Source organism: uncultured Gordonia sp., assembly GCF_937858515.1.
GTDB lineage: Bacteria > Actinomycetota > Actinomycetes > Mycobacteriales > Mycobacteriaceae > Gordonia.
Window position 1 is genome coordinate 1 of sequence record NZ_CALLZT010000080.1, and the last position, 19,300, is coordinate 19,300.

The following is a 19,300-nucleotide window of genomic DNA, read 5'->3' on the forward strand; positions in this document are numbered from 1 at the left end:
GCAAATTCGCAGTCAGATCCGATACGCCACCGCTACTCGCGGATCTAGGTCTGATGACACTGAAATCCGCATCACCAAGGCACCAAGGCACCAAGGCACCAAGGCACCAAGGCACCAAGGCACCAAGGACGATATTCGACTTAGATCCTAGCCACTTCTTCGAACGAAGTGCGCCCGCCCTACAGAAAGCGATGGCTACGAAAGGCTGGCCCTGCCAGCGGCTGAGTCAGCTAGTAACGGCGGCACCACGGGTTGCGAAAGGCAAGATAGACGAGCGAGAGGGCAGCCAGCTACTCATCCCTTCGTCGCCAGCAGGCCGTTCCTCGTCACACCCCGGAGGTGGCACGGAGGTCCGAGAAACGACCGTATTGGTCGACATCGACAGCGGCATCGTTGAACCAGGTTTCCTGGCAGCATGGTTAAACACCGAGCATGGCGTGATGAGTAGAATCCGGGCTTCTAACGCAGCAGCATTCGGCACGAGTCAGAGGCACCTCCGCGACGATCCAAAGTCACTGATGCGTTGGGCCGATGAGCTCGTCGTTCCAGTACCCGATAGGAAAACACAACTCTCGCTGGCTTCGACTGACGAGCTTCTCCAGTCATACCACACTGAACTGACGCGGCTACGTGAAAGAGTTTGGGACTCCGCCGAAGGTGTAAGCGATATCGTGGCGAGAATTTCCGCCGCGTTCGATGACTCCGGCACAGCTTGGCTGGAACAGTGGCCGTACCCCATCGCAATGGCTATATGGAGGGCCGATACAGAAAAGTCACCCGGCGACAAGCTCCGGGCATACCTTCAAGCATGGGAAGCCATCGTGGCCTTCCATGCAATTGTCCTCCTGTCCGCAACCCGGTGTGACCCGGGTAGAAGCGCAGAAATCGAGGGCGCGATCAGGAGCACTCTTCAGCTGAAGAGCCTAGGCATTGACAGGGCTTCTTTTGGCACGTGGATCGTCATCATCGAACAGACATCCAAGCAGTTCCGTAGCACGGTCGAAAGTGGCGATGCAGATGAACTAGCTCGAGCTCAAGACATGTTTGGTGGCCTCAGTCGCTCTGGAATCGAACGATTGATCGCCAAGGAGATCGTCCGAATTTTCAAGGAATTGGCCGGCAAACGCAACCAATGGAGTGGTCACTCCGGTTACGTGTCTGAGGAAGATCAAAAGACACGTGTCGACTCGCTCATCTCGGATATTCGTGGTCTTCGTCAACTTCTGGGGCCAGTCTGGACACAGCTTACCCTCGTTCGTGCCGGTACCGCTCGACGGAAACCCGACGGGTACTTACAGACCGCCGAACTGGCGATTGGAACTCGCTCCCCGTTCCAAACCATGGAATTCCTAGTGGGTGACTCAATGCTAGACGGGGAATTGTACTTACTCTGCGATGGTGCGCAGACTCCCTTGCATCTCGCGAGCTTTGTCCAGCTTCGGGCAGCTCCCCGCGACGCTCGATTCACCTCGTACTTCTACAATCGCACAGTAGGCGACAGTGTCACTATGGTTACTTACCAGTACGGACCAGAATCCGAGGTGCACACCGACGTGGCAACCTTCGAACCGCAGTTCGGAGCACTGAGAAGCTGAGCGAACGTATCATCATCGACTTGACGACATGTGCCCAGGCGCCTAGACATGCGCTGAAGAACAGCCGGCGAGTAGGAGTCGAGCCTGGTGATTGGTCAAGAGTGCGCTAGCAGAGCAGAGCAGCCCCACACATCATCCTTGGCCCACCGCCTCAGCCGCATGCGAAGCAAGCCGCCGCACTAGGGCCAGAAGATGCGGCGATAATGTGCTGACCACCGAAAGCCAAAGGAGTTGCAAACTAGGTGAGAATCCCCAGGACAGACTGCAAAGTATGGAGAACGCCGATGAGAAACTGCGATGTGGAATGAGAACCTACAGCCGCTGCTAGCCCCGCGCCATGTCTACGAAGCGGCTGAGGTGGAGTTGGTGGGCGACAGTGATGGTGGCGGTGGGACCGTTGCGGTGTTTGCCGACGATGATGTCGGCCTCGCCGGCGCGGGGGTCGTCGCGTTCGATGGAGTCGGGACGGTGGAGCAGGATGACCATGTCGGCGTCCTGCTCGAGGCTGCCCGATTCGCGAAGGTCAGAGACCTGGGGGCGTTTGTCGGTGCGTTGTTCGGGGCCACGGTTGAGCTGGGAGATGGCGACGACGGGGACCTCTAGTTCCTTGGCGAGGAGTTTGAGGGAGCGGGAGAACTCGGAGACCTCCTGCTGGCGGGATTCGACTTTCTTGCCCGAGGTCATCAGCTGCATGTAGTCCACGACAACGAGTTTCAGGTCGTGACGCTGCTTGAGGCGGCGGGCCTTGGCTCGGATCTCCATCATCGTCAGGTTGGGTGAGTCGTCGATGAACAGGGGGGCTTCGGAGATCTCGCCCATGCGGCGGGCCAGGCGGCTCCAGTCGTCGTCGCTCATCGAACCCGAACGCATATCGGCGAGTTTGATTTTCGCTTCCGCCGACAGCAGGCGCATGACGATTTCGATCTTCGACATCTCCAGCGAGAACATCGCCGCGGTCAGATGATGCCCGATCGAGGCCGAGCGCAGGAAATCCATTGCGAGAGTGGAATTGTGGGTGGGGACCATGGCCTCGCCGGCGAGGTACATGGCGGCGTCGTTGTCGACCTGGACGCACCGCACCGGGACGCTCGGTACCGGACGGACCGAGACCACCCGTCGGATTCCGGCTCGGCGGCGCAGTTCCTTGTGGCGGATCGCCTTGTGGTGCAACGTGAACACATCGTCGTCGGCGTCGACGCGGAGCCAGCCGGTGGCGGAGCGTTTGTAGTTGTAGCCGAGTCCTGCAACGAGATCCGCGACAACCGCCGTCATGTGGCGGGTGGCCGCGGGGACGATGATCCAGCCGTCCTCGTCGACGGTGGCGCGGGCGTCGAGCAGGCCGGCGAGCAACGCGCGGCGCTGGGCGATCGAACCGCGCAGGTATTCCAGCGGGATCAGGCCGCCGAGGTCGGCCATCAGGGTCATCACGTCGACCGGACCCTCGGCGTCGATACGCATCGCGATCTCGGGGTCGTCGAATGCCATACCGGCAAGTGCGGCAACGGTATACGGGCCGTACGCGACGTTCTTGCGGGGTAGTTCGAGGGGTTTGGTGTTGCGGACGATGGCGCACCCCACATGCCCGCGCAGCACCTCGGTGGTCATGGTGACGCGTTCGCCGTCGACCTCGGCGACCCACTGGTGCTGTTCGTCGGCGACGAGGATCGCGCCGTCGTTGAATTCGACTTCGTAGCATGGGCGTTCGGTCATCACGTCGGTGGCGGCGACCACCCGAGTGGGGCGGCCGTCGGCGTCGAGCAGCTGGTCACCGACCGAGACCCGGCCCATCGTCGTCCAGCCGTTCGGGGTGGGCAGCGGGGTGTCGAGGGCGAGCGCTTTGCCGACACCCGGTCGGGCGGCGACGATGATCATCTGGCCCGGATGCAGGCCGTTGGTCAGTTTGTCGAGATCGGCGAATCCCGTGGGAACGCCCAGTGACAGGCCGCCGCGGGAGGCGATGGAGTCGATCTCGTCCATCGTCGGCTGCAGCAGTTCTTCCAGCGGCACGTAGTCCTCGGCGGTGCGCCGTTCGGTGACCTCGTACACCTCGGCCTGCGCCCGGTCGACGACCTCGGCGACGTCCTGGCCGTCGGCGCCCGCATAGCCGTACTGGACGATCCTGGTGCCGGCCTCCACCAGACGGCGCAGGATCGCCTTCTCAGCGACGATCTCGGCGTAGTAGCCGGCGTTGGCCGCTGTCGGGACCGTGGAGATGAGGGTGTGCAGGTAGGGGGCGCCGCCGATCTTGCGCAGCTCGCCGCGACGCTCGAGTTCGGCCGACACGGTGACCGCGTCCGCGGGCTCACCCTTGCCGTAGAGCTCCATGATCGCCTCGTACACGGACTGATGGGCGGGGCGGTAGAAGTCGCCCGAACGCACCCGCTCGATGACGTCGGCGATCGCGTCCTTGGAGAGCATCATGCCGCCGAGAACGGACTGCTCGGCCGTCAGATCCTGCGGTGGCTGCCGGCCGAAGTCCTGCTCCCGTGGAGCCTCCTCCGAAGCGGAACCCTGCCCGCGATCATCGTCAACTCCCACGTGCCAAACCCCTCGTACTGCGCGCCGGACTCACATCCGGCCTGTCCCGACTGTTCCGGCGCGAACCGGAACCTTCGTGCCCCGACGATTCAGGCCCCCGATCGGTTGTGACGCGGTCTGCCGAAACACTTCGGGAGACATTAGGCGCTGCCGGGCGGCCCACTCAACCGGGGCTGTGCACAGGGTTGTTGACTGCCTGTGCACTATGTGTGCAGATGGCGGAGAAGGTTGTGCACACAGTGGGGAGAAGCTGGGGAATTCTGCCGAACTGTTCCGTCTTTTCGCAGGTCACAGCGTTAGAGAGTTTCCACAGGAGAAAATTGTCGATCACGCGGCGTGTCGGGATAACGTCATCGGGCGTGTCTTCCACCGGTCTGGACAACCACATGACGGCGTCGGGTCGCTGAATACTCCATGCCGGTAGTGCACAGGGTCACCGAACGCGTCAGGACGTGCGGGACATCCGCTCCAGCAAGATCGCGCGGGCAGCGGGCCAATCGTCGTCGGTCATCGCGTACTGCGCCGTCGTCCGCCATCCGGTGACATCCCCCGTCGCTCCGCTCGCGCCGAACCGCCGGTGCTTACGCAGCAGACCCTCGAAGGTGGCGCCGAGCTTGGCGATCGCCGCCCGTGACTGCGCGTTCGACTCGTGGGTGTGCCAGACCACCCGCACCGCGCCACAATCCTCGAACGCGTGCTTGAGGAGGAGGTACTTGGCGGTCGGGTTGACCGTCGTGCCCTGGGCATCGACAGCGTAGAAGGTGTAGCCGATCGACGTCGACAGGTTGGCCGCGTCGATCTCGTAGAAGCTGGTGGAGCCGAGGATGCGGCCGGTGGAGTTGTCGACGACGGCGTAGGCGACGCGGTGTTCGGGGTCGGCCAGGGACTTCTCGATCCAGTCCCTCGCCGACGCGATGTCGGTGGGTGTGCCGCTGGTCCAGCGGTAGGGTTCGGGGTTGTCGACGACCTGGGCGAGTTGTTCGGCGTCATCTAAGGTGAGGGGGCGCAGGGTGATTTGTTCTGCTACCAGTTCGTTAGTGCCTAGCCAGATGCTCATCACTGCCTTTCTACTGCATTCAGAGATTCGTGAATTACGTTGGGAACCTTATGTCGCCGGACCCAACGCGTCCCTCCCTCCTTCGTCACTTCGGCCTCAGGGATCAAGAAGCGCCCCCGACACCAACCCGGCGTCCACCGGGATCACGATGGGATCCCGGACACCTATTTCGCGACCAGTCGAGATCAAGAGGATTGGCCGACTGAGGATTTCGGGGTGAGCATCGAGCGGAGTGGTTCTCGGGGTGGGGATTTCACGAACGTGAAGATCAGGTAGGTGAGGACCACTGCATGGACCCAGACTCCGAAGTTGACGCCGCCGATCACCCACCACTTCATGTCCGAGCCCGACGTGTAGATGCCGAACAGACGGAAAATGGTGACGTCGAGGACGAAGTCGGCGATCAGGTAGGCGACGATGACCGGCCACCTGATCTGCAGCAGCACGAAGAACGGCAGTATCCACAGTGTGTACTGGGGTGAATGGACCTTGTGGAAGAGCATGAAACCGGCCAGCATCGACGCCGCGACACCGATCCACGGGAACGTTCCCACCCGCTCGTAGTAGCGGCGGCCCAGGTGGATCGAGAGGGCGAACGCGGCCAGGATCAGCAGCGGGGACAGGACACCGACCAGACTGTTGTAGGTGCTGTTCTGGCCGCCCGTGAAATGACGTAGGCCCCAGTACCAGATCGAGTTGGTGTCGACGTCGGCCTTGCGTTGGCCCTGGAACGACAGTGCCGCCTTCCAGCCGTCGAAACCGAGGATCATGAACGGGAGCTGCACGGCGATCACCGTGATCGTGGCGGCGGCGATGGTCCACGTGGCGCCGGTCCAGTCGAGGGTACTTCGGGTGGGGTTCGAGGTGGCTGCGTCAGGTGGGGATGGTCGCCGGACCCTTCGTGACCCTCGCTCCTTCGTCGCTTCGGCCTCAGGGATCAAGATGTTTGGTCGCGCATCCGTCTCTTCGGCCACAGGGGTCAAGATGTTTGGTCGCGCATCCGTCTCTTCGGCCACAGGGGTCAAGATGTTTGGTCGCGCATCCGTCTCTTCGGCCACAGGGGTCAAGATGCCTCGTCGCACATCCGTTGATTCGCTCTCAGTTGCTATGAGGGTGGCCCGGCCCTTTGGCCCTTCGCCGCGGGTGAGGACGTATAGGGCGAGGGGGAGGACGAAGAGGCCGGGATAGATCTTGAGGCAGAAGCCCAGTGCCAGGAGGATCGAGGCGAGAATCGCGCTGGTACGCAACGACAATCGTCGTCGACCTGTTTTCGTGCTGGTGCCCGCACCCCAGGCCATCACCGCCACCGCCCCGACAGCCGTTGCGGTGACCGGCAATTCCCAGTTGTGGAACGAGTACAGCACCAAAGGTGGTGTGGCAGCCCAGAACAGCACCCACCAGCGCACCATCAACGCCAACAGCACCGTGATCGCCAGACCGAACGGGACCAGCAGCCACACCGAATGCTGAAAGAACTCGGTATCGGTGTGGGCGCCGATCGCCCCGAGCCACATCAGCATCCCCGACAGCACCGGATATTCGACGACGCCGCCGAACAGCTTTCCGTCGGCGTTGATGCCGCCGTGAATGTACGGGAATATGTGTTCGTCGATTCCGCGGCCCCGCCACAGGAACATCAGGTCCGAATAACAGGGCACCACGGCGTCCGGGTCGCCGACCGGCCAATGCGAACTACGGCCACCCTCCAGAAACGGCGGCCCACCGCATTTGACCTTGACCAGATACGACCAATACATCAGCAGCGACGTCAGCAGCAGCGACACCACGACGATGACCGCGGTCTCGCCGCGGCGCGACAGGGACGTGCGCCCGACTCGCAGAACAGGTTGAAAACTGACGTCGAGCATACGCTACAGGGTAGGTGGTGGACGCGCGATTTCGCAGGTCAGGGGTTGACCGTGTATCTTGGGGCGGTTGCCGACGCAGGCGACCCTCCTGCCACGGACAGTCCGTGGCCGACCTAGCCCATAGGAGGTGATGTGGTCATATGCGTCACTACGAATTGATGGTCATCCTCGATCCCAGTCTGGACGAGCGCACCGTCGCCCCTTCACTCGATACCTTCCTCAACGTTGTCCGCAACGACGGTGGAAAGGTTGACAACGTCGACGTCTGGGGCAAGCGCCGTCTTGCCTACGAGATCGCCAAGCACAGCGAGGGCATCTACGCCGTCATCGATCTCAACGCCGAACCCGCCACCGTCAACGAGCTCGATCGTCAGCTCAAGCTGAACGACTCGGTGCTGCGGACCAAGGTTCTGCGCAAGTAATCCTGGGCGGGCGGTTGTGGATAACCGCCCGATCGCACCCGGATTTGTCGTACCCACGTTCTAGGGTGGAAACCAACTCCACAACAGAGCAGGTGCGGCTCGACCTTCGAGTGCACACTCACGACACGAGGGGACTCCCATGGCAGGCGACACGGTCATCACCGTCATCGGCAACCTGACCGCCGACCCGGAACTGCGGTTCACACCGTCCGGCGCGGCAGTTGCCAACTTCACGGTGGCATCCACACCGCGCACCTTCGACCGTCAGACCAACGAGTGGAAGGACGGCGAAGCGCTGTTCCTCCGCTGCAACATCTGGCGCGAGGCCGCGGAGAACGTCACCGAAAGCCTGGTCAAGGGCACCCGAGTCATCGTGCAGGGACGACTCAAGCAGCGCTCCTACGAAACCCGCGAGGGCGAGAAGCGCACAGTCGTCGAACTCGAGGTCGATGAGATCGGTCCCTCGCTGCGATACGCCACCGCCAAGGTCAACAGGGCCTCGCGCGGCGGCGGAGGCGGCGGTGGTTTCGGATCCTCCGGCGGCGGCGCGAGCCGCGGCGGCGGATCGAACCAGCCGGTGGCCGACGATCCGTGGGGCTCTGCCCCCGCGAGCGGATCGTCGTTCAGCGGCGGGGACGACGAACCCCCCTTCTGATATTCGGCGGACACCGGGCAGCTGCCCGGCTCACCCGCAATGCATAACTGGAGCATCCATTGGCTAAGCAAAAAGGCCGGAAGGTCCGCGTCGAAAAGGTCACCAAGACCAAGGCGTGCACCTTCTGCAAAGACAAGAAGACTGCCATCGACTACAAGGACACCGCACTGCTGCGTCGTTTCCTGTCCGACCGCGGCAAGATCCGTTCGCGGCGCGTGACCGGCAACTGCGTGCAGCACCAGCGCGACGTCGCCGTGGCAGTGAAGAACTCGCGTGAGGTGGCCCTGCTGCCCTTCACCTCGACCAGCCGATAAGCGGGAGGACTGACATGAAACTCATCCTCACCGCCGCCGTGGAGAACCTCGGCGAAGCAGGCGACACCGTCGAGGTCAAGGACGGCTACGGCCGCAACTACCTGCTGCCCCGCGGCCTGGCCATCAAGGCCACTCGTGGCGCCCAGAAGCAGGTCGACGACATCCGTCGCGTCCAGGCCGCCCGCGAAGTCCGCGGCGTGGAGCACGCCAACGAGATCAAGCAGGCCCTCGAAGGCCTCGACGCCGTCTCGCTGACCGTGAAGACCCACGACTCGGGCAAGCTGTTCGGTTCGGTCACCGCGGCCGACGTTGCCGGCGCCATCAAGTCGGCCGGCGGACCCGCCGTCGACAAGCGCAACCTGGAGCTTCCCAAGGCCCACATCAAGGCCACCGGCAGCTACCCGATCGTCGTCAAGCTGCACCCGAGCGTCACCGCGAAGGTTCAGCTGGCCGTCGTCTCCGCCTGAGCGTCGGCGTCTGACACACAGCTCCGCCGGTCACCCTCACCAAGGTGACCGGCGGAGTTCTTTGTATGGGTCAGAATGTCTGAGTGGGACCGGACTCGTCCTCCACGACCTCGATCACGCACCGGTCGGCGCCGGGCCGCACGTAGACAGTGCCGGTGAGCGTTCCCGACTTGGACGTGACTCCGGCCCTGGTGGTCACCTTGACCGAATAATGCACCGGTATCCGCGAGCCCGACGCCTCCCCGGACATCACCTCGACGGACGGCGTGCCGTCGGTCTGCGACGACACCTGCAACTCGTCGAGGACCGCGAGCCCGTTGCGCGCATCGGACTTGTCGGGCGAATCGTCGCAGTAGGTGTCGATGGCCTGCTCGTACCGGCTGGTGTTACCCGGCGAGAACGTGCTGCTGTTGACGATGAACTCCCGTACGAAAGCCTCATGGTTCTGGGCCGGGGTATCACTGCCCGCGGCGACAGGGTCCTTCGTCGGCGACGACCCATCGTCGTCACCGCTCACGAGGACGAACACGAAAGTCACAACCAAGACCACCAGTCCCGCACCGATTCCCAGCGCCAACCAGAGTCCGCCGCCGCCACGTTTGGGTGGCGGCCCGGGCGGATACTGCCCCGGCGTGTAGCCGTGGGCAGCCTGCTGGGCCGGGCCGAAGGGCTGGGCTGCGCTATACGGCTGGGCTACGCCGGGATAGGGCTGAAACGGACCCTGCTGCGGAGACACGCCGGGACCGAACCCGGGTCCCGACCGACCAGGCGGCGTGCCACCGTACGGTCCCGGTCCGGAAAAAGTCATACAGCCACCCTAGCCGCGAAGAACCGGCTGGACCCTCCCAAGCTACACCGGTTGAATGGTCCTGGCCGACCCAGGCAACCAGCAATGGAACTACTCGACGGACGGCCCCGACAGCGAGTTCTCCGGTGCGATCGGGTCCACCGGCACCGGCCATGCCTCGACGACCTGCCTCGCGCGGCGCCTGCTCCACTTACCCATCCGGTCGGTCGCACCGTCGAGGACCCCACCCGCGGGATCGTCAAACCGCACCCCACTCCCGGCGCCGTAATCGTTCGGCCCGCTCGCTACGCTCCCGGCGCCGCATCCATTCGGCCCACTCGCTACGCTCCCGGCGCCGGTCCGCACGAGGTCGTCCTCCGGATGCCAGATCTGCCACACGACCACGACGCACAGGGCGACGACCATCAGACCGCGGACCACCACTGCGACGGTGAACCATTCTTCGGGAAGCCAGCGACGCTCGGGGTCGAGAAACAGCGTCATACGCGGAATCCACACCAGCGCGTCGATGGCCATCCAGGCGAACAGCAACCGCGTGTGCGGAATGGCCAGCACCGCCAGCGGTACCAGCCACAGGGAGTGCTGCGGACTCCATGCTTTGTTGATCAGCAGGAAGCCGGCGACCGCAAGGAAGGCCAGCTGGGCGACGCGCGGGCGTGTCGGTGCTCGCAGGACGACGACGGCCAGAGCGATCGCGAGTACCACCGCTCCCAGCAACGACACCGCATCGAGCAGGTCATTGTTCCACGTGAAACCAATCGAATCGGACAGGATGCGATAGACCGAGTCTGGGTCGGCCCCCCGGTCGGAGTTGTAGCGGAAGTACTCCAGCCACCCGGACGGATAGAAGATCACGATCGGCAGGTTCACGGCCACCCACGCGCCCACCGCGCCCAGCGCCGTCCTGGTGAACTCCCGCACTGTCCCCGCACGCCAGCACAGCAATAACAGAACGAGCAGCAGAACCAGTGGATACAGTGTGACGGCTGTCCCGAACCCGATGAACACCCCCGCGAGCCACGGTTTCCTGCGAGACCAGGACAGCAATGCGAGCGCGACGAAGCCGGTGGCGATGGCATCGAAGTTGGTGAACGCGTGCACCAGGACCAGCGGCGACAGCGCCGCGATCCACGCCGACCAGATCCGGGCCCGCGCGGTAAGGGCGGTGGCCCAGATGGTGATCAACCAGAAGGCGAGCAATCCCAGGGCTGCGATGTCGAAGTAGCCGACGGTCACATACGGTGCGGGGATTCCCCAGTTGTCGTGCGCGGCGGCCCACCACTGGGCGAGCTTGGCCGCCCCATACATGTACAGCCCGGTGAGCACCGGATACTCCATGTACCGCTTGACCTGTTCGCCTTCGCCCGCTTTCGCGCCGGGGTCGGAGTTCTCGTGCCAGAACGTCTTGTAGGGGAAGGTGTTGCCCCGGTCGAGCTTCTCCGCTTGGTACAGAGCGAGGACGTCGGAGTAACAGAGATTGGTGAACTGACGCTGGTTGTCGTTGGTCAGCCGCGTCTCGGTGCCGGCGGACGTGGTGGTGCTGCTCGTCTGCAGGCAGGCCGCCTTGCCGAACCAACTCAGCGCCGTCACGCACAGCGCAAGGGCAAGCAGCACTCGCAGCGGGGTCACCCAACGGCTGCGTCCCACCGCGGCGTGCCGCCCCAGACCACCGCCGACCATCGTGGCCGCGCCGGCGGGCACGCCGTCGTTCCACGTCGGGACCACCCGGTCGACGAGCGTCCGGTCATCGACGGCGTACGGTCGCGGCGACACGTAACCGCCCCCGGCGTCCACCTCTACCGGGCCGGGCCCGACCGAGTCCGTCCGGTGTGCGTCCACATCGTTCGACGACAACCCGGCGTCCGTCACCGCACCACTACCTGTGCGCTCACCATCGATCAGGGGAAGGGTGCCTCGACGCCGTCGTTGCCGGCGATATCGCCGCCACCGGTACCACCTGTGCCACCGCCGGTGCCGCTGTTGTCGCCGCCCACGTTGTTGTTGCCCGCGCCGGTGCCGTCATCACCGCCGGTACCTCCCCCGTTTCCGAAGTTTCCGCCACCGGGAACCGTCACGGTCACACCCGGCGCGAGCGTCACGCCGCCATTCTCGTCGACCGTCGGCATCTGCGGCCGATAGCGGGTCGGGCTGCGCTGAGTGGTCGTCTCGGGCGTGTCGTAGTACGTCTGGGTCGGGGTGGTATACGTGACCGGCGGCGGCTCGTACGGAATGCCTGCCTGGCCACCGACTGCGTCGGGCTCGGGGAAGTCCTCGAGCTCGTCGCCGTCGAGCGCCCCGTCCATCGCGGCCTTCCAGATCTGCGCGGGCAGACCGCTGCCGTAAATATTCGAGCCGCCGTAGTTCAGCAGCGCGGTGCCCTTGTCGGTGCCCACCCACACCGCGGTGGACAGCTGCGGCGTATAGCCGACCATCCAGGCGTCCTTGTTGTTGCCGGTGTCGCCGAGCTGCGCGGTGCCGGTCTTGGCCGCGGACTTACGCGCGCCGAAATTCGGATCGTAGAGCGAATTGCCGTTGGAGTACGCGGCGATCGGCACAAGCGCGGCGGTCACGTTGTCGGCGACCTTGGCCGCGAACACCCGCTTGCCCTTGTTCTGCTTGTGTTCATAGAGCACGACACCGTCAGCGGTCTCGACCTTCTGCACGAAGTACGGTTCGCGGTAGATGCCGGAGGCGGCGAGTGTGGCGTACGCGGACGCCATGTCGATGACCCGCGACGGGTACTGACCGAGAACCACGCCACCCTCGGGCTTGCCGTTCTTCTCCACCAGTGTGTGTTCGATGGTGCCGAAGCTCTCGGCGACACCGGCCTTGTGCGCGGCAGCGGCCACATCCGAGGCCCCGTGCTTGAGGTCCATCATCAGCCGGTAGTACACCGTGTTGAGCGACATCTTCATCGCCGTGGCGAGGTTGCAGCTGCCACAGCTCTCGCCGTCGGAGTTGTTGACCGTGAGCCCGCCCGGCGCGTCGTAGGGTGAGGAGTCATACACCTGGGACAGCGGAATGCCCTGTTCGAGGGCCGCGACCAGCCCGAACACCTTGAACGACGATCCGGTCTGCAGACCCGCCTGCGAGTAGTCCCAGCCCTGACCGTCGTTGCCGCCGAAGTAACCGCGCACCGCACCGGTCTTGGGTTCAATCGACACCACGGCGTCGCGCAGGTTGTCCGGTTCGCCTTCGAGCTTTCCGTTGGCGGCCTTGACGGCGGCATTCTGTACCTGCGGATCGATCGTGGTGGTGATCTTGAGGCCTTCGGTGCGGATCTCCTCGTCGGTGACGACCCCGAGCCTGGTGAGCTCCTCGACCACCTGCCGTTTGATCAGGCCGTTGGGTCCGGGGGTGACTTCACCGTTGCTCTTGGGTGCGGTCCTGACCCTGGGGAACTTCTGCGCGGCCCGGTCGGACGGCGACATCGCGCCGATGGTGACCATGCCGTCGAGCACGTAGTTCCAGCGGATCTTCGCCGCATCCTCGTCGACGGCCGGATCGAGATAGGACGGCGACCGGATGACGCCGGCGAGGAGCGCACCCTCGGCCGGGGTGAGCTTCTGGACAGGTTTGCGGAAGTAGGCCTGCGACGCCGCCGAGATGCCGTACGCGCCGCGACCGAAGTAGATGGTGTTGAGGTAGGCGGCCATGATGTCGTCTTTGGTCCACTCGTTGGACATCTTGGTCGCGATCGCGAGTTCCTTGAACTTGCGCTTGTAGGACACCTCGTTGCCGACGAACGCGTTCTTGACGTACTGCTGGGTGATGGTCGAGCCGCCGCCGGCGGTATCGTCGCTGGTCAGCTTGCCTTTGACGGCTCGGCTCAGACCGCGGATGGAAAAGCCCGAGTTGGTACGGAACTCGCGGTCCTCGGCGGCGATCACCGCGTCCTGCACCCAGACCGGGACGTCGGAGATCTTGACGTCGGTGCGGTTGCCGTCCTCGGGCACGATCCGCGCGATGGTCCGGCCCTTGCTGTTGACGATCGTCGACACCTGGGCCTGTTTGATGTCGCCTGGGGCGGGGACGTCGGTGCCGACGTAGACGCCGAGGAAGGCCACCACGGCGACGATCAGGCCGACGGGAACGATCGCGGCGACGATGCCGATGGCCCATGCCAGTTGCCGGTAGCCTGCGTGGCGGGTGCCACCTCCGGATCCCGATGGACGCGACGGACCCTTCGTGCTGCTCATGTCAACCTTCCCGACCGTCCGGCACCACGCCGTCGGTCGTCTATCTCCCCAGCGTTTCACCGTAGCCGTCTATCGCGCGGGTGCCACTGAATCAGTTACCACTGTGACGTACTCGACCCGCGCAGAGCAAAGACCGGTGCAGCCGGTCACGGCCGGAGCGACCGGTGTGACCTACTTGGCGACTCTGCGCCCGCGGGTCGATCTCGGTGGCAAACCCGCAACGTACGACTGCACCAAATGGTTCCAGCTGCATGTTCGGCAGACCTCGACGACGTGCACGGAGAACTCCTCCGCGGTGCCGGCGAGGCGGGCGATCTCTTCGGTTGTCCGGGCCGATCCCGATACCTGGCCGAGTTTGTCGCCGAACACCCAGGACACCAGCGTGACCTGCTCTTTCCTGCAAATCGGGCACAGCGTGGGCGACGGGCGTCCGTGGAATTTCGCGGCGCGCAGCAGATAGGGACTCGCGTCGCAGACGTCGGCGACGGCGCGACGGCCCGAGTGGACCTCAGCGAGCCGGGCCTTGCGCTGCAGGGCGTAGTCGATGATCTGGCGTTGCACGCATTTCAGCGTACGTGGTCGGCGGTTCCGGTGCCCCGGTACGGGCCGTTGCGATGGGAGTACCGGGACGACGGCTCGGATGCCGTTACCGCGGTCACAGCAATGCCACAGGAGCGTCGTACAACACGACACGTCGACCCGATGTGGACACAGAACATATCGGTGCGATACATTCACCATCACATCGGCGCGAGGTGTCGTGCCGAGCTGTCAGACCGACGTCCTTATTGACCGACGTACTTGTTGACCGACGTGATGAGAGGGGTGACCGGAGTGCTCGAACTCGCCATCCTCGGGTTGCTCATCGAATCCCCGATGCATGGCTACGAGCTACGCAAGCGGCTCACCGGTCTCCTCGGCGCGTTCCGTGCCTTCTCGTACGGCTCGCTGTATCCCACTCTCAAGCGGATGCAGACCAGCGGGCTGATCGACGAGACGGTCGGACCGCTCGGACCCAAGGTCCGGCGGGCACGCCGCGTCTACCAGCTCACCGACGCGGGCCGCGAACGCTTCGCCGAACTCGTCGCCGATACGGGTCCGCAGAACTACACCGACGACGGTTTCGGCGTCCACCTGGCGTTTTTCAGCCGGACACCGGCCGTTGCCCGGATGCGGATCCTGGAGGGCCGTCGTCGTCAGGTCGAGGAACGCCGAGAAGGGCTCCGTGAGCTCATCGGACGTTCCAACCGATCCGGCGACCGCTACACCCGACAACTGCATGAACTGAGCCTCGAATCGAGCGAACGCGAAGTGCGCTGGCTCAACGAGCTCATCGCGGCCGAGGCGTCGGACACCAACAGTCCCGACACCGCGTACACCGCGACCACTGACCGGAGGCCTGCCGACCTCCACGAAACGGACTCACAGGAGAGCCGTGTCCGGGGCGTCGCAGCCCCATCCCAGAAGGAGCCGGTTCCGCAGCAGTACGCTGTGGCGCCGCGAGAAGAAGGAGAACCCGACCGTGGGTGAGTCCAATAAGGTGCGCGTAGCCATCGTGGGCGTAGGAAACTGCGCCTCATCCCTGGTTCAGGGCGTGCAGTACTACAAGGATGCCGACGAGAATTCGACCGTTCCCGGTCTGATGCACGTTAAGTTCGGCCAGTATCACGTGCGCGACGTCGAGTTCGTCGCCGCGTTCGACGTCGACGCCAAGAAGGTCGGCTTCGACCTCTCCGACGCGATCTTCGCCAGCGAGAACAACACCATCAAGATCGCCGACGTGCCGCCGACCGGCGTCACCGTCTCGCGCGGCCACACCCTCGACGGCCTGGGCAAGTACTACCGCCAGACCATCACCGAGGCCGACGGCGAAGGTGTCGACGTGGTGCAGGCACTCAAGGACGCGCAGGTCGACGTCCTCGTCAGCTACCTGCCCGTCGGTTCCGATCAGGCCGACAAGTTCTACGCTCAGTGCTGCATCGACGCGGGCGTCGCCTTCGTCAACGCACTGCCCGTCTTCATCGCCTCCGACCCGGAGTGGGCACAGAAGTTCCGCGACGCCGGTGTGCCGATCGTCGGCGACGACATCAAGAGCCAGGTGGGCGCCACCATCACCCACCGCGTGATGGCGAAGCTGTTCGAGGACCGCGGCGTGGCCCTCGACCGCACCTACCAGCTGAACGTCGGCGGCAACATGGACTTCAAGAACATGCTCGAGCGTGAGCGTCTGGAGTCCAAGAAGGTCTCCAAGACCCAGGCCGTCACCTCCAACCTGACCGGTTCGCTCGCGGGCAAGGTGCACGACAAGAACGTGCACATCGGCCCGTCGGACCACGTCGAGTGGCTCGATGACCGCAAGTGGGCCTACGTCCGCCTCGAAGGCCGCGCCTTCGGTGACGCCCCGCTGAACCTGGAGTACAAGCTCGAGGTGTGGGACTCCCCCAACTCGGCCGGCATCATCATCGACGCCGTCCGCGCCGCCAAGATCGCCAAGGACCGCGGCCTCGGTGGCCCGATCCTCCCGGCCTCGGCCTACCTGATGAAGAGCCCGCCGGAGCAGATCGCCGACGATGTCGCGCGTGCGCAGCTCGAAGCGTTCATCATCGGCGCCGAGTAATTCTCTGCCGCTGACAACAGCCGCGTGAGTACCTTCCGGGGTACTCACGCGGCTGTTGTCGTCGACCGGGACGTCACCTGATTTCAGGGATGCACCAGCCGCCTTGTTGGGAGCCGACGAGGAAGGATCGCTTGCGGTTGTCGACGGTGCCGGTGACGCGGATCAGTTCAGAGCCTTCGCGGGCAGCCCGGAAGCTGTTCGCGTCGTAGCCGCCCACCTTCCCGAGCGCCTTTGATACCGACGGGACGACGGGGTGGCCCATCTGGGTTTCCCAGTTGCGGTTGATCTGCGGCAGGCAGGTCAGCGGGTAGGTGGTCTCGGTGTCGGCGGAGTTGACCGGTTTGCCCTGGGCACGGCGCAGAGCGCGTTGCACGATCCAGACTGCCTGCGATGATTTCTCATCGAAGTTCTTCGCGACGTCGGCAACCGGACACGGATAGTCCGATTTCAGTTCGGTGTGCGCGAAGTGCAGCTGCCCGGCGCCGGACTTCCAGCGCATTCCGAACTGGGTTTGGGTACCCGGTGTTTCAAGGATGTTCTTGATGGCCCTGACCTGTGAGTATTCGGTGGCGACGACGGCAGGGCTGAGGGTCCAGCACTTGCGTTTGAGGTCGGCGATACGTCCGGCCGCGACGTCGTCGGCCCACTTCTGGACACGCTGCGCACCGTCGGCGGGCCGGGTGCCCACGTTGACGCGGATCGTGACCTTCGCCGGGCCGATGTTCTCGGCGGCCGGCGCGGTGCTCGCACCGGTGACGACCGTAGCGCTTGCGGTGGGCGGTGCCGATGACGATGTGCTGTTGTCGTCGCACGCCACTGGCAGGAGGGCGGCCACGATAAGGACCGATGTGCGTGCGAACCGTTTCATAACGGTCTACTTTGCGCCCGAGTACGCGACACATCAAGGAATCGTCGTTCGGGTGGTGTACCGCCCGACTACCGTAGGGGCGTGGGCGACAAGCGCTGGGTGGCGACCGGACCGGCCGGGTTGGCCGACTTCGCGTTCATCGACGTCGACGTCCCGCCGCCCGGCCCGGGTGAGGTCACCATCGCAGTCCGCGCCGCCGGGGTGAATCCCGCTGACCTCAAACATGTTTCCCGCGCCACTGAGTTCCCGGCGCCGGTCGGCTACGAGGTGTCCGGGGCGCTTTCGGCGATCGGACCGGACACCGAGATCGCCTCGGGCAGCTGCGCTGTCGGCGATGAAGTGCTGGCGTTCCGAGTCAGCGGCGGCTACGCGACATCGCTGACCGTGCCCGCCGGGAAGGTGTTCGCCAAACCCGCTGTGCTCGACTTCTCCGAAGCGGCGAACCTGCTGCTCGCCGGTACCACCGCCGCCGACCTGCTCCGCGTCGCCCGCGTCACCAACGGCGACACGATTCTGCTGCACGCGGCGTCGGGCGCAGCGGGTGTGGCAGTACTGCAACTTGCCCGCAGGGTCGGTGCGAGGGGCATCGGAACAGCAGGACCCGCCGGTCTCGCGCGCGTCAAACGCTTCGGCGGCATCCCCGTCCTGTACGGCGAAGAACTGCTCACCCGAATCGAAACCGCTGCACCACAAGGCATCTCTGTCGCATTGGACGCCGCCGGCACCGACGAGGCCATCGACGCCTCCCTATCCCTCGTCTACGACCGCACCCGAATCGTCACAATCGCCGCGCCCGCCCGCGCCGCAGACGACGGATTCGTCGCCATCGGTGGCAACCAGCCCGAATCCATGGCCTTCCGCGACGACATCCGCGCCGAACTCGTCCAACTCGCCGAACGCGGCGAACTGGTGGTCCCTATCGCGCGCACCTATCCGCTCGGCCAGGCCATCGACGCGCTGGAGTTGGTGGCGGCGGGGACGGCGGGCGGCAAAATTGCGCTGTTCACCGGATCTGACCTGGATCCGTGATTAGTGGCTGGTTACCGGCGAGTTTAGACGACGAAGGTGCTTGTCCTGGTAGATGATTGGGTTGTCGAAGTCCAATAATCGTCTATCCGGGAGAAGCACCTTGTCGGTGAAGAGTGTACGTCGTGGTGGTGGCCGGGCCAAGTGCGGCGGGAAAATGTGTCGGCGGGTGCGGCGGGTGCGGTTCGGGGCGCCGGATGCGTCGTTGACCGGGCGGGCGGGGATGGTCGCGGTCGGTGAGTTCGTGGACAAACTTGGTGTGGTGGCGGCTCTCGATACCGCGATCGGGGCTGTCAAGAGGCGCGATCGCGGTATGTCGGCGGGGCAACTGCTGGTGGGAGTGGCTTCGGCGCAGTTGGCCGGGGCCGGGTTCTGGGCTCATCTGGATGAGCAGCGCACTGATCAGGTGGTGGCTGAGGCGTTGACGGTGCCGATCCCGGCCTCGACGACCGCGATGGGGGTGGCGGCCCGCTTTGATGAGCAGCATTTCTCTGCGGTGGAGGCTGGTGTGGCCGAGGTTGTCGATCGTGCGGTGGCGATGATGAGCCCCGAACGCCGTGACCGGCTCGCCGCCGCGGTGACCACGGATCTGGACTCCTCCGATGTGGAGGTTTACGGACGCCGGAAACAGGGTGTGGCCTACAACTATTGCGGGCAGCGGTGCGGACGTCCGCATCTGGCGAGTTGGGCCGAGGCCGGACTCACCGTGGCCGCGGATCTGATGGCCGGCAACGCCGATGTGCGGCCGGTGGCCGCCGGGCTGCTGGGCCGGGCGTTGGCCGCGATACCGGCCCCCATCCGGGAATCAGCGCAGCAGGCGGGCACGCTGCGGGTCCGCGCCGATGCCGGGTACTTCACCGCCGAGC

The 19,300-nt window shown here is 64.7% G+C and carries 17 protein-coding genes; 9 read left to right on the plus strand and 8 right to left on the minus strand.

Annotation, left to right across the window (positions count from 1 at the left end; translation table 11 throughout):
• Positions 1-368 precede the first annotated feature (368 nt).
• Positions 369-1,595 carry an N-6 DNA methylase gene (locus Q0627_RS06985; protein WP_291015826.1) on the plus strand — a complete coding sequence of 409 codons (1,227 nt, stop codon included), beginning with the start codon at positions 369-371 and terminating at the stop codon, positions 1,593-1,595.
• 324 nt (positions 1,596-1,919) lie between these two features.
• Here Q0627_RS06985 and dnaB read toward each other — a convergent pair whose 3' ends face one another.
• From dnaB to Q0627_RS07000, 3 genes are all read right to left on the minus strand, one after another.
• The gene (dnaB, locus tag Q0627_RS06990) at positions 1,920-4,133 is read right to left on the minus strand and encodes a replicative DNA helicase (protein WP_291015825.1); all 2,214 of its coding nucleotides are present in this window, start codon (positions 4,131-4,133) and stop codon (positions 1,920-1,922) included.
• Positions 4,134-4,578: 445 nt separating this feature from the next.
• Positions 4,579-5,190 carry a GNAT family N-acetyltransferase gene (locus Q0627_RS06995; protein WP_291015824.1) on the minus strand — a complete coding sequence of 204 codons (612 nt, stop codon included), beginning with the start codon at positions 5,188-5,190 and terminating at the stop codon, positions 4,579-4,581.
• Between the two features lie 185 nt (positions 5,191-5,375).
• Positions 5,376-7,058, minus strand: coding sequence for a hypothetical protein (locus tag Q0627_RS07000; RefSeq protein WP_298808662.1), 1,683 nt, complete (start codon positions 7,056-7,058; stop codon positions 5,376-5,378).
• 140 nt (positions 7,059-7,198) lie between these two features.
• On the opposite strand from Q0627_RS07000, the gene rpsF reads away from it, so the two are divergent.
• The 4 genes from rpsF to rplI all read left to right on the plus strand — a co-directional run bounded on the left by rpsF (position 7,199) and on the right by rplI (position 8,916).
• Positions 7,199-7,480 (plus strand): 30S ribosomal protein S6, encoded by a 282-nt coding sequence (gene rpsF / locus Q0627_RS07005; protein WP_291011651.1) that lies wholly within the window; start codon positions 7,199-7,201, stop codon positions 7,478-7,480.
• 139 nt (positions 7,481-7,619) lie between these two features.
• Positions 7,620-8,135 carry a single-stranded DNA-binding protein gene (locus tag Q0627_RS07010; protein ID WP_291011649.1) on the plus strand — a complete coding sequence of 172 codons (516 nt, stop codon included), beginning with the start codon at positions 7,620-7,622 and terminating at the stop codon, positions 8,133-8,135.
• 59 nt (positions 8,136-8,194) lie between these two features.
• Entirely contained in the window at positions 8,195-8,449 is a 255-nt protein-coding gene (rpsR, locus tag Q0627_RS07015; protein ID WP_005183045.1) for a 30S ribosomal protein S18, read from the plus strand.
• A 14-nt stretch (positions 8,450-8,463) separates the two neighbouring features.
• Positions 8,464-8,916: a 50S ribosomal protein L9 gene (gene rplI / locus Q0627_RS07020; RefSeq protein ID WP_291011640.1), complete on the plus strand. Its 453-nt coding sequence runs from the start codon at positions 8,464-8,466 to the stop codon at positions 8,914-8,916.
• Positions 8,917-8,986: 70 nt separating this feature from the next.
• Here the strand turns inward: rplI and Q0627_RS07025 are convergent, their stop codons facing one another.
• The 4 genes from Q0627_RS07025 to Q0627_RS07040 form a co-directional block, all read right to left on the minus strand.
• Positions 8,987-9,652, minus strand: coding sequence for a hypothetical protein (locus Q0627_RS07025; protein ID WP_291011638.1), 666 nt, complete (start codon positions 9,650-9,652; stop codon positions 8,987-8,989).
• A 162-nt stretch (positions 9,653-9,814) separates the two neighbouring features.
• On the minus strand, positions 9,815-11,497 hold the full coding sequence (locus tag Q0627_RS07030) for a glycosyltransferase family 87 protein (protein WP_291011635.1): 1,683 nt from the start codon (positions 11,495-11,497) through the stop codon (positions 9,815-9,817).
• 125 nt (positions 11,498-11,622) lie between these two features.
• Positions 11,623-13,923, minus strand: coding sequence for a transglycosylase domain-containing protein (locus Q0627_RS07035; protein WP_291011632.1), 2,301 nt, complete (start codon positions 13,921-13,923; stop codon positions 11,623-11,625).
• Between the two features lie 171 nt (positions 13,924-14,094).
• Positions 14,095-14,484, minus strand: coding sequence for a DUF5318 family protein (locus Q0627_RS07040; RefSeq protein ID WP_291011629.1), 390 nt, complete (start codon positions 14,482-14,484; stop codon positions 14,095-14,097).
• Between the two features lie 273 nt (positions 14,485-14,757).
• On the opposite strand from Q0627_RS07040, the gene Q0627_RS07045 reads away from it, so the two are divergent.
• Together Q0627_RS07045 and Q0627_RS07050 are read left to right on the plus strand one after the other, a co-directional pair.
• Positions 14,758-15,453 carry a PadR family transcriptional regulator gene (locus tag Q0627_RS07045; protein ID WP_291011654.1) on the plus strand — a complete coding sequence of 232 codons (696 nt, stop codon included), beginning with the start codon at positions 14,758-14,760 and terminating at the stop codon, positions 15,451-15,453.
• Positions 15,446-16,540 carry an inositol-3-phosphate synthase gene (locus Q0627_RS07050; protein ID WP_291011626.1) on the plus strand — a complete coding sequence of 365 codons (1,095 nt, stop codon included), beginning with the start codon at positions 15,446-15,448 and terminating at the stop codon, positions 16,538-16,540. Before Q0627_RS07045 ends, Q0627_RS07050 begins: the two co-directional genes overlap by 8 nt.
• A 73-nt stretch (positions 16,541-16,613) precedes the next feature.
• On the opposite strand, the gene Q0627_RS07055 is transcribed toward Q0627_RS07050, so the two are convergent.
• Entirely contained in the window at positions 16,614-17,408 is a 795-nt protein-coding gene (locus Q0627_RS07055) for a hypothetical protein (RefSeq protein WP_298808677.1), read from the minus strand.
• Positions 17,409-17,489: 81 nt separating this feature from the next.
• Between Q0627_RS07055 and Q0627_RS07060 the strand changes: the two genes are divergently transcribed.
• Together Q0627_RS07060 and Q0627_RS07065 are read left to right on the plus strand one after the other, a co-directional pair.
• A complete protein-coding gene (locus Q0627_RS07060; protein WP_298808679.1) occupies positions 17,490-18,437 on the plus strand; it encodes a zinc-binding dehydrogenase in 948 nt (315 codons plus the stop codon).
• 166 nt (positions 18,438-18,603) lie between these two features.
• Positions 18,604-19,300: transposase (locus Q0627_RS07065; protein ID WP_298808682.1), on the plus strand; the 697-nt coding region annotated here is incomplete at its 3' end.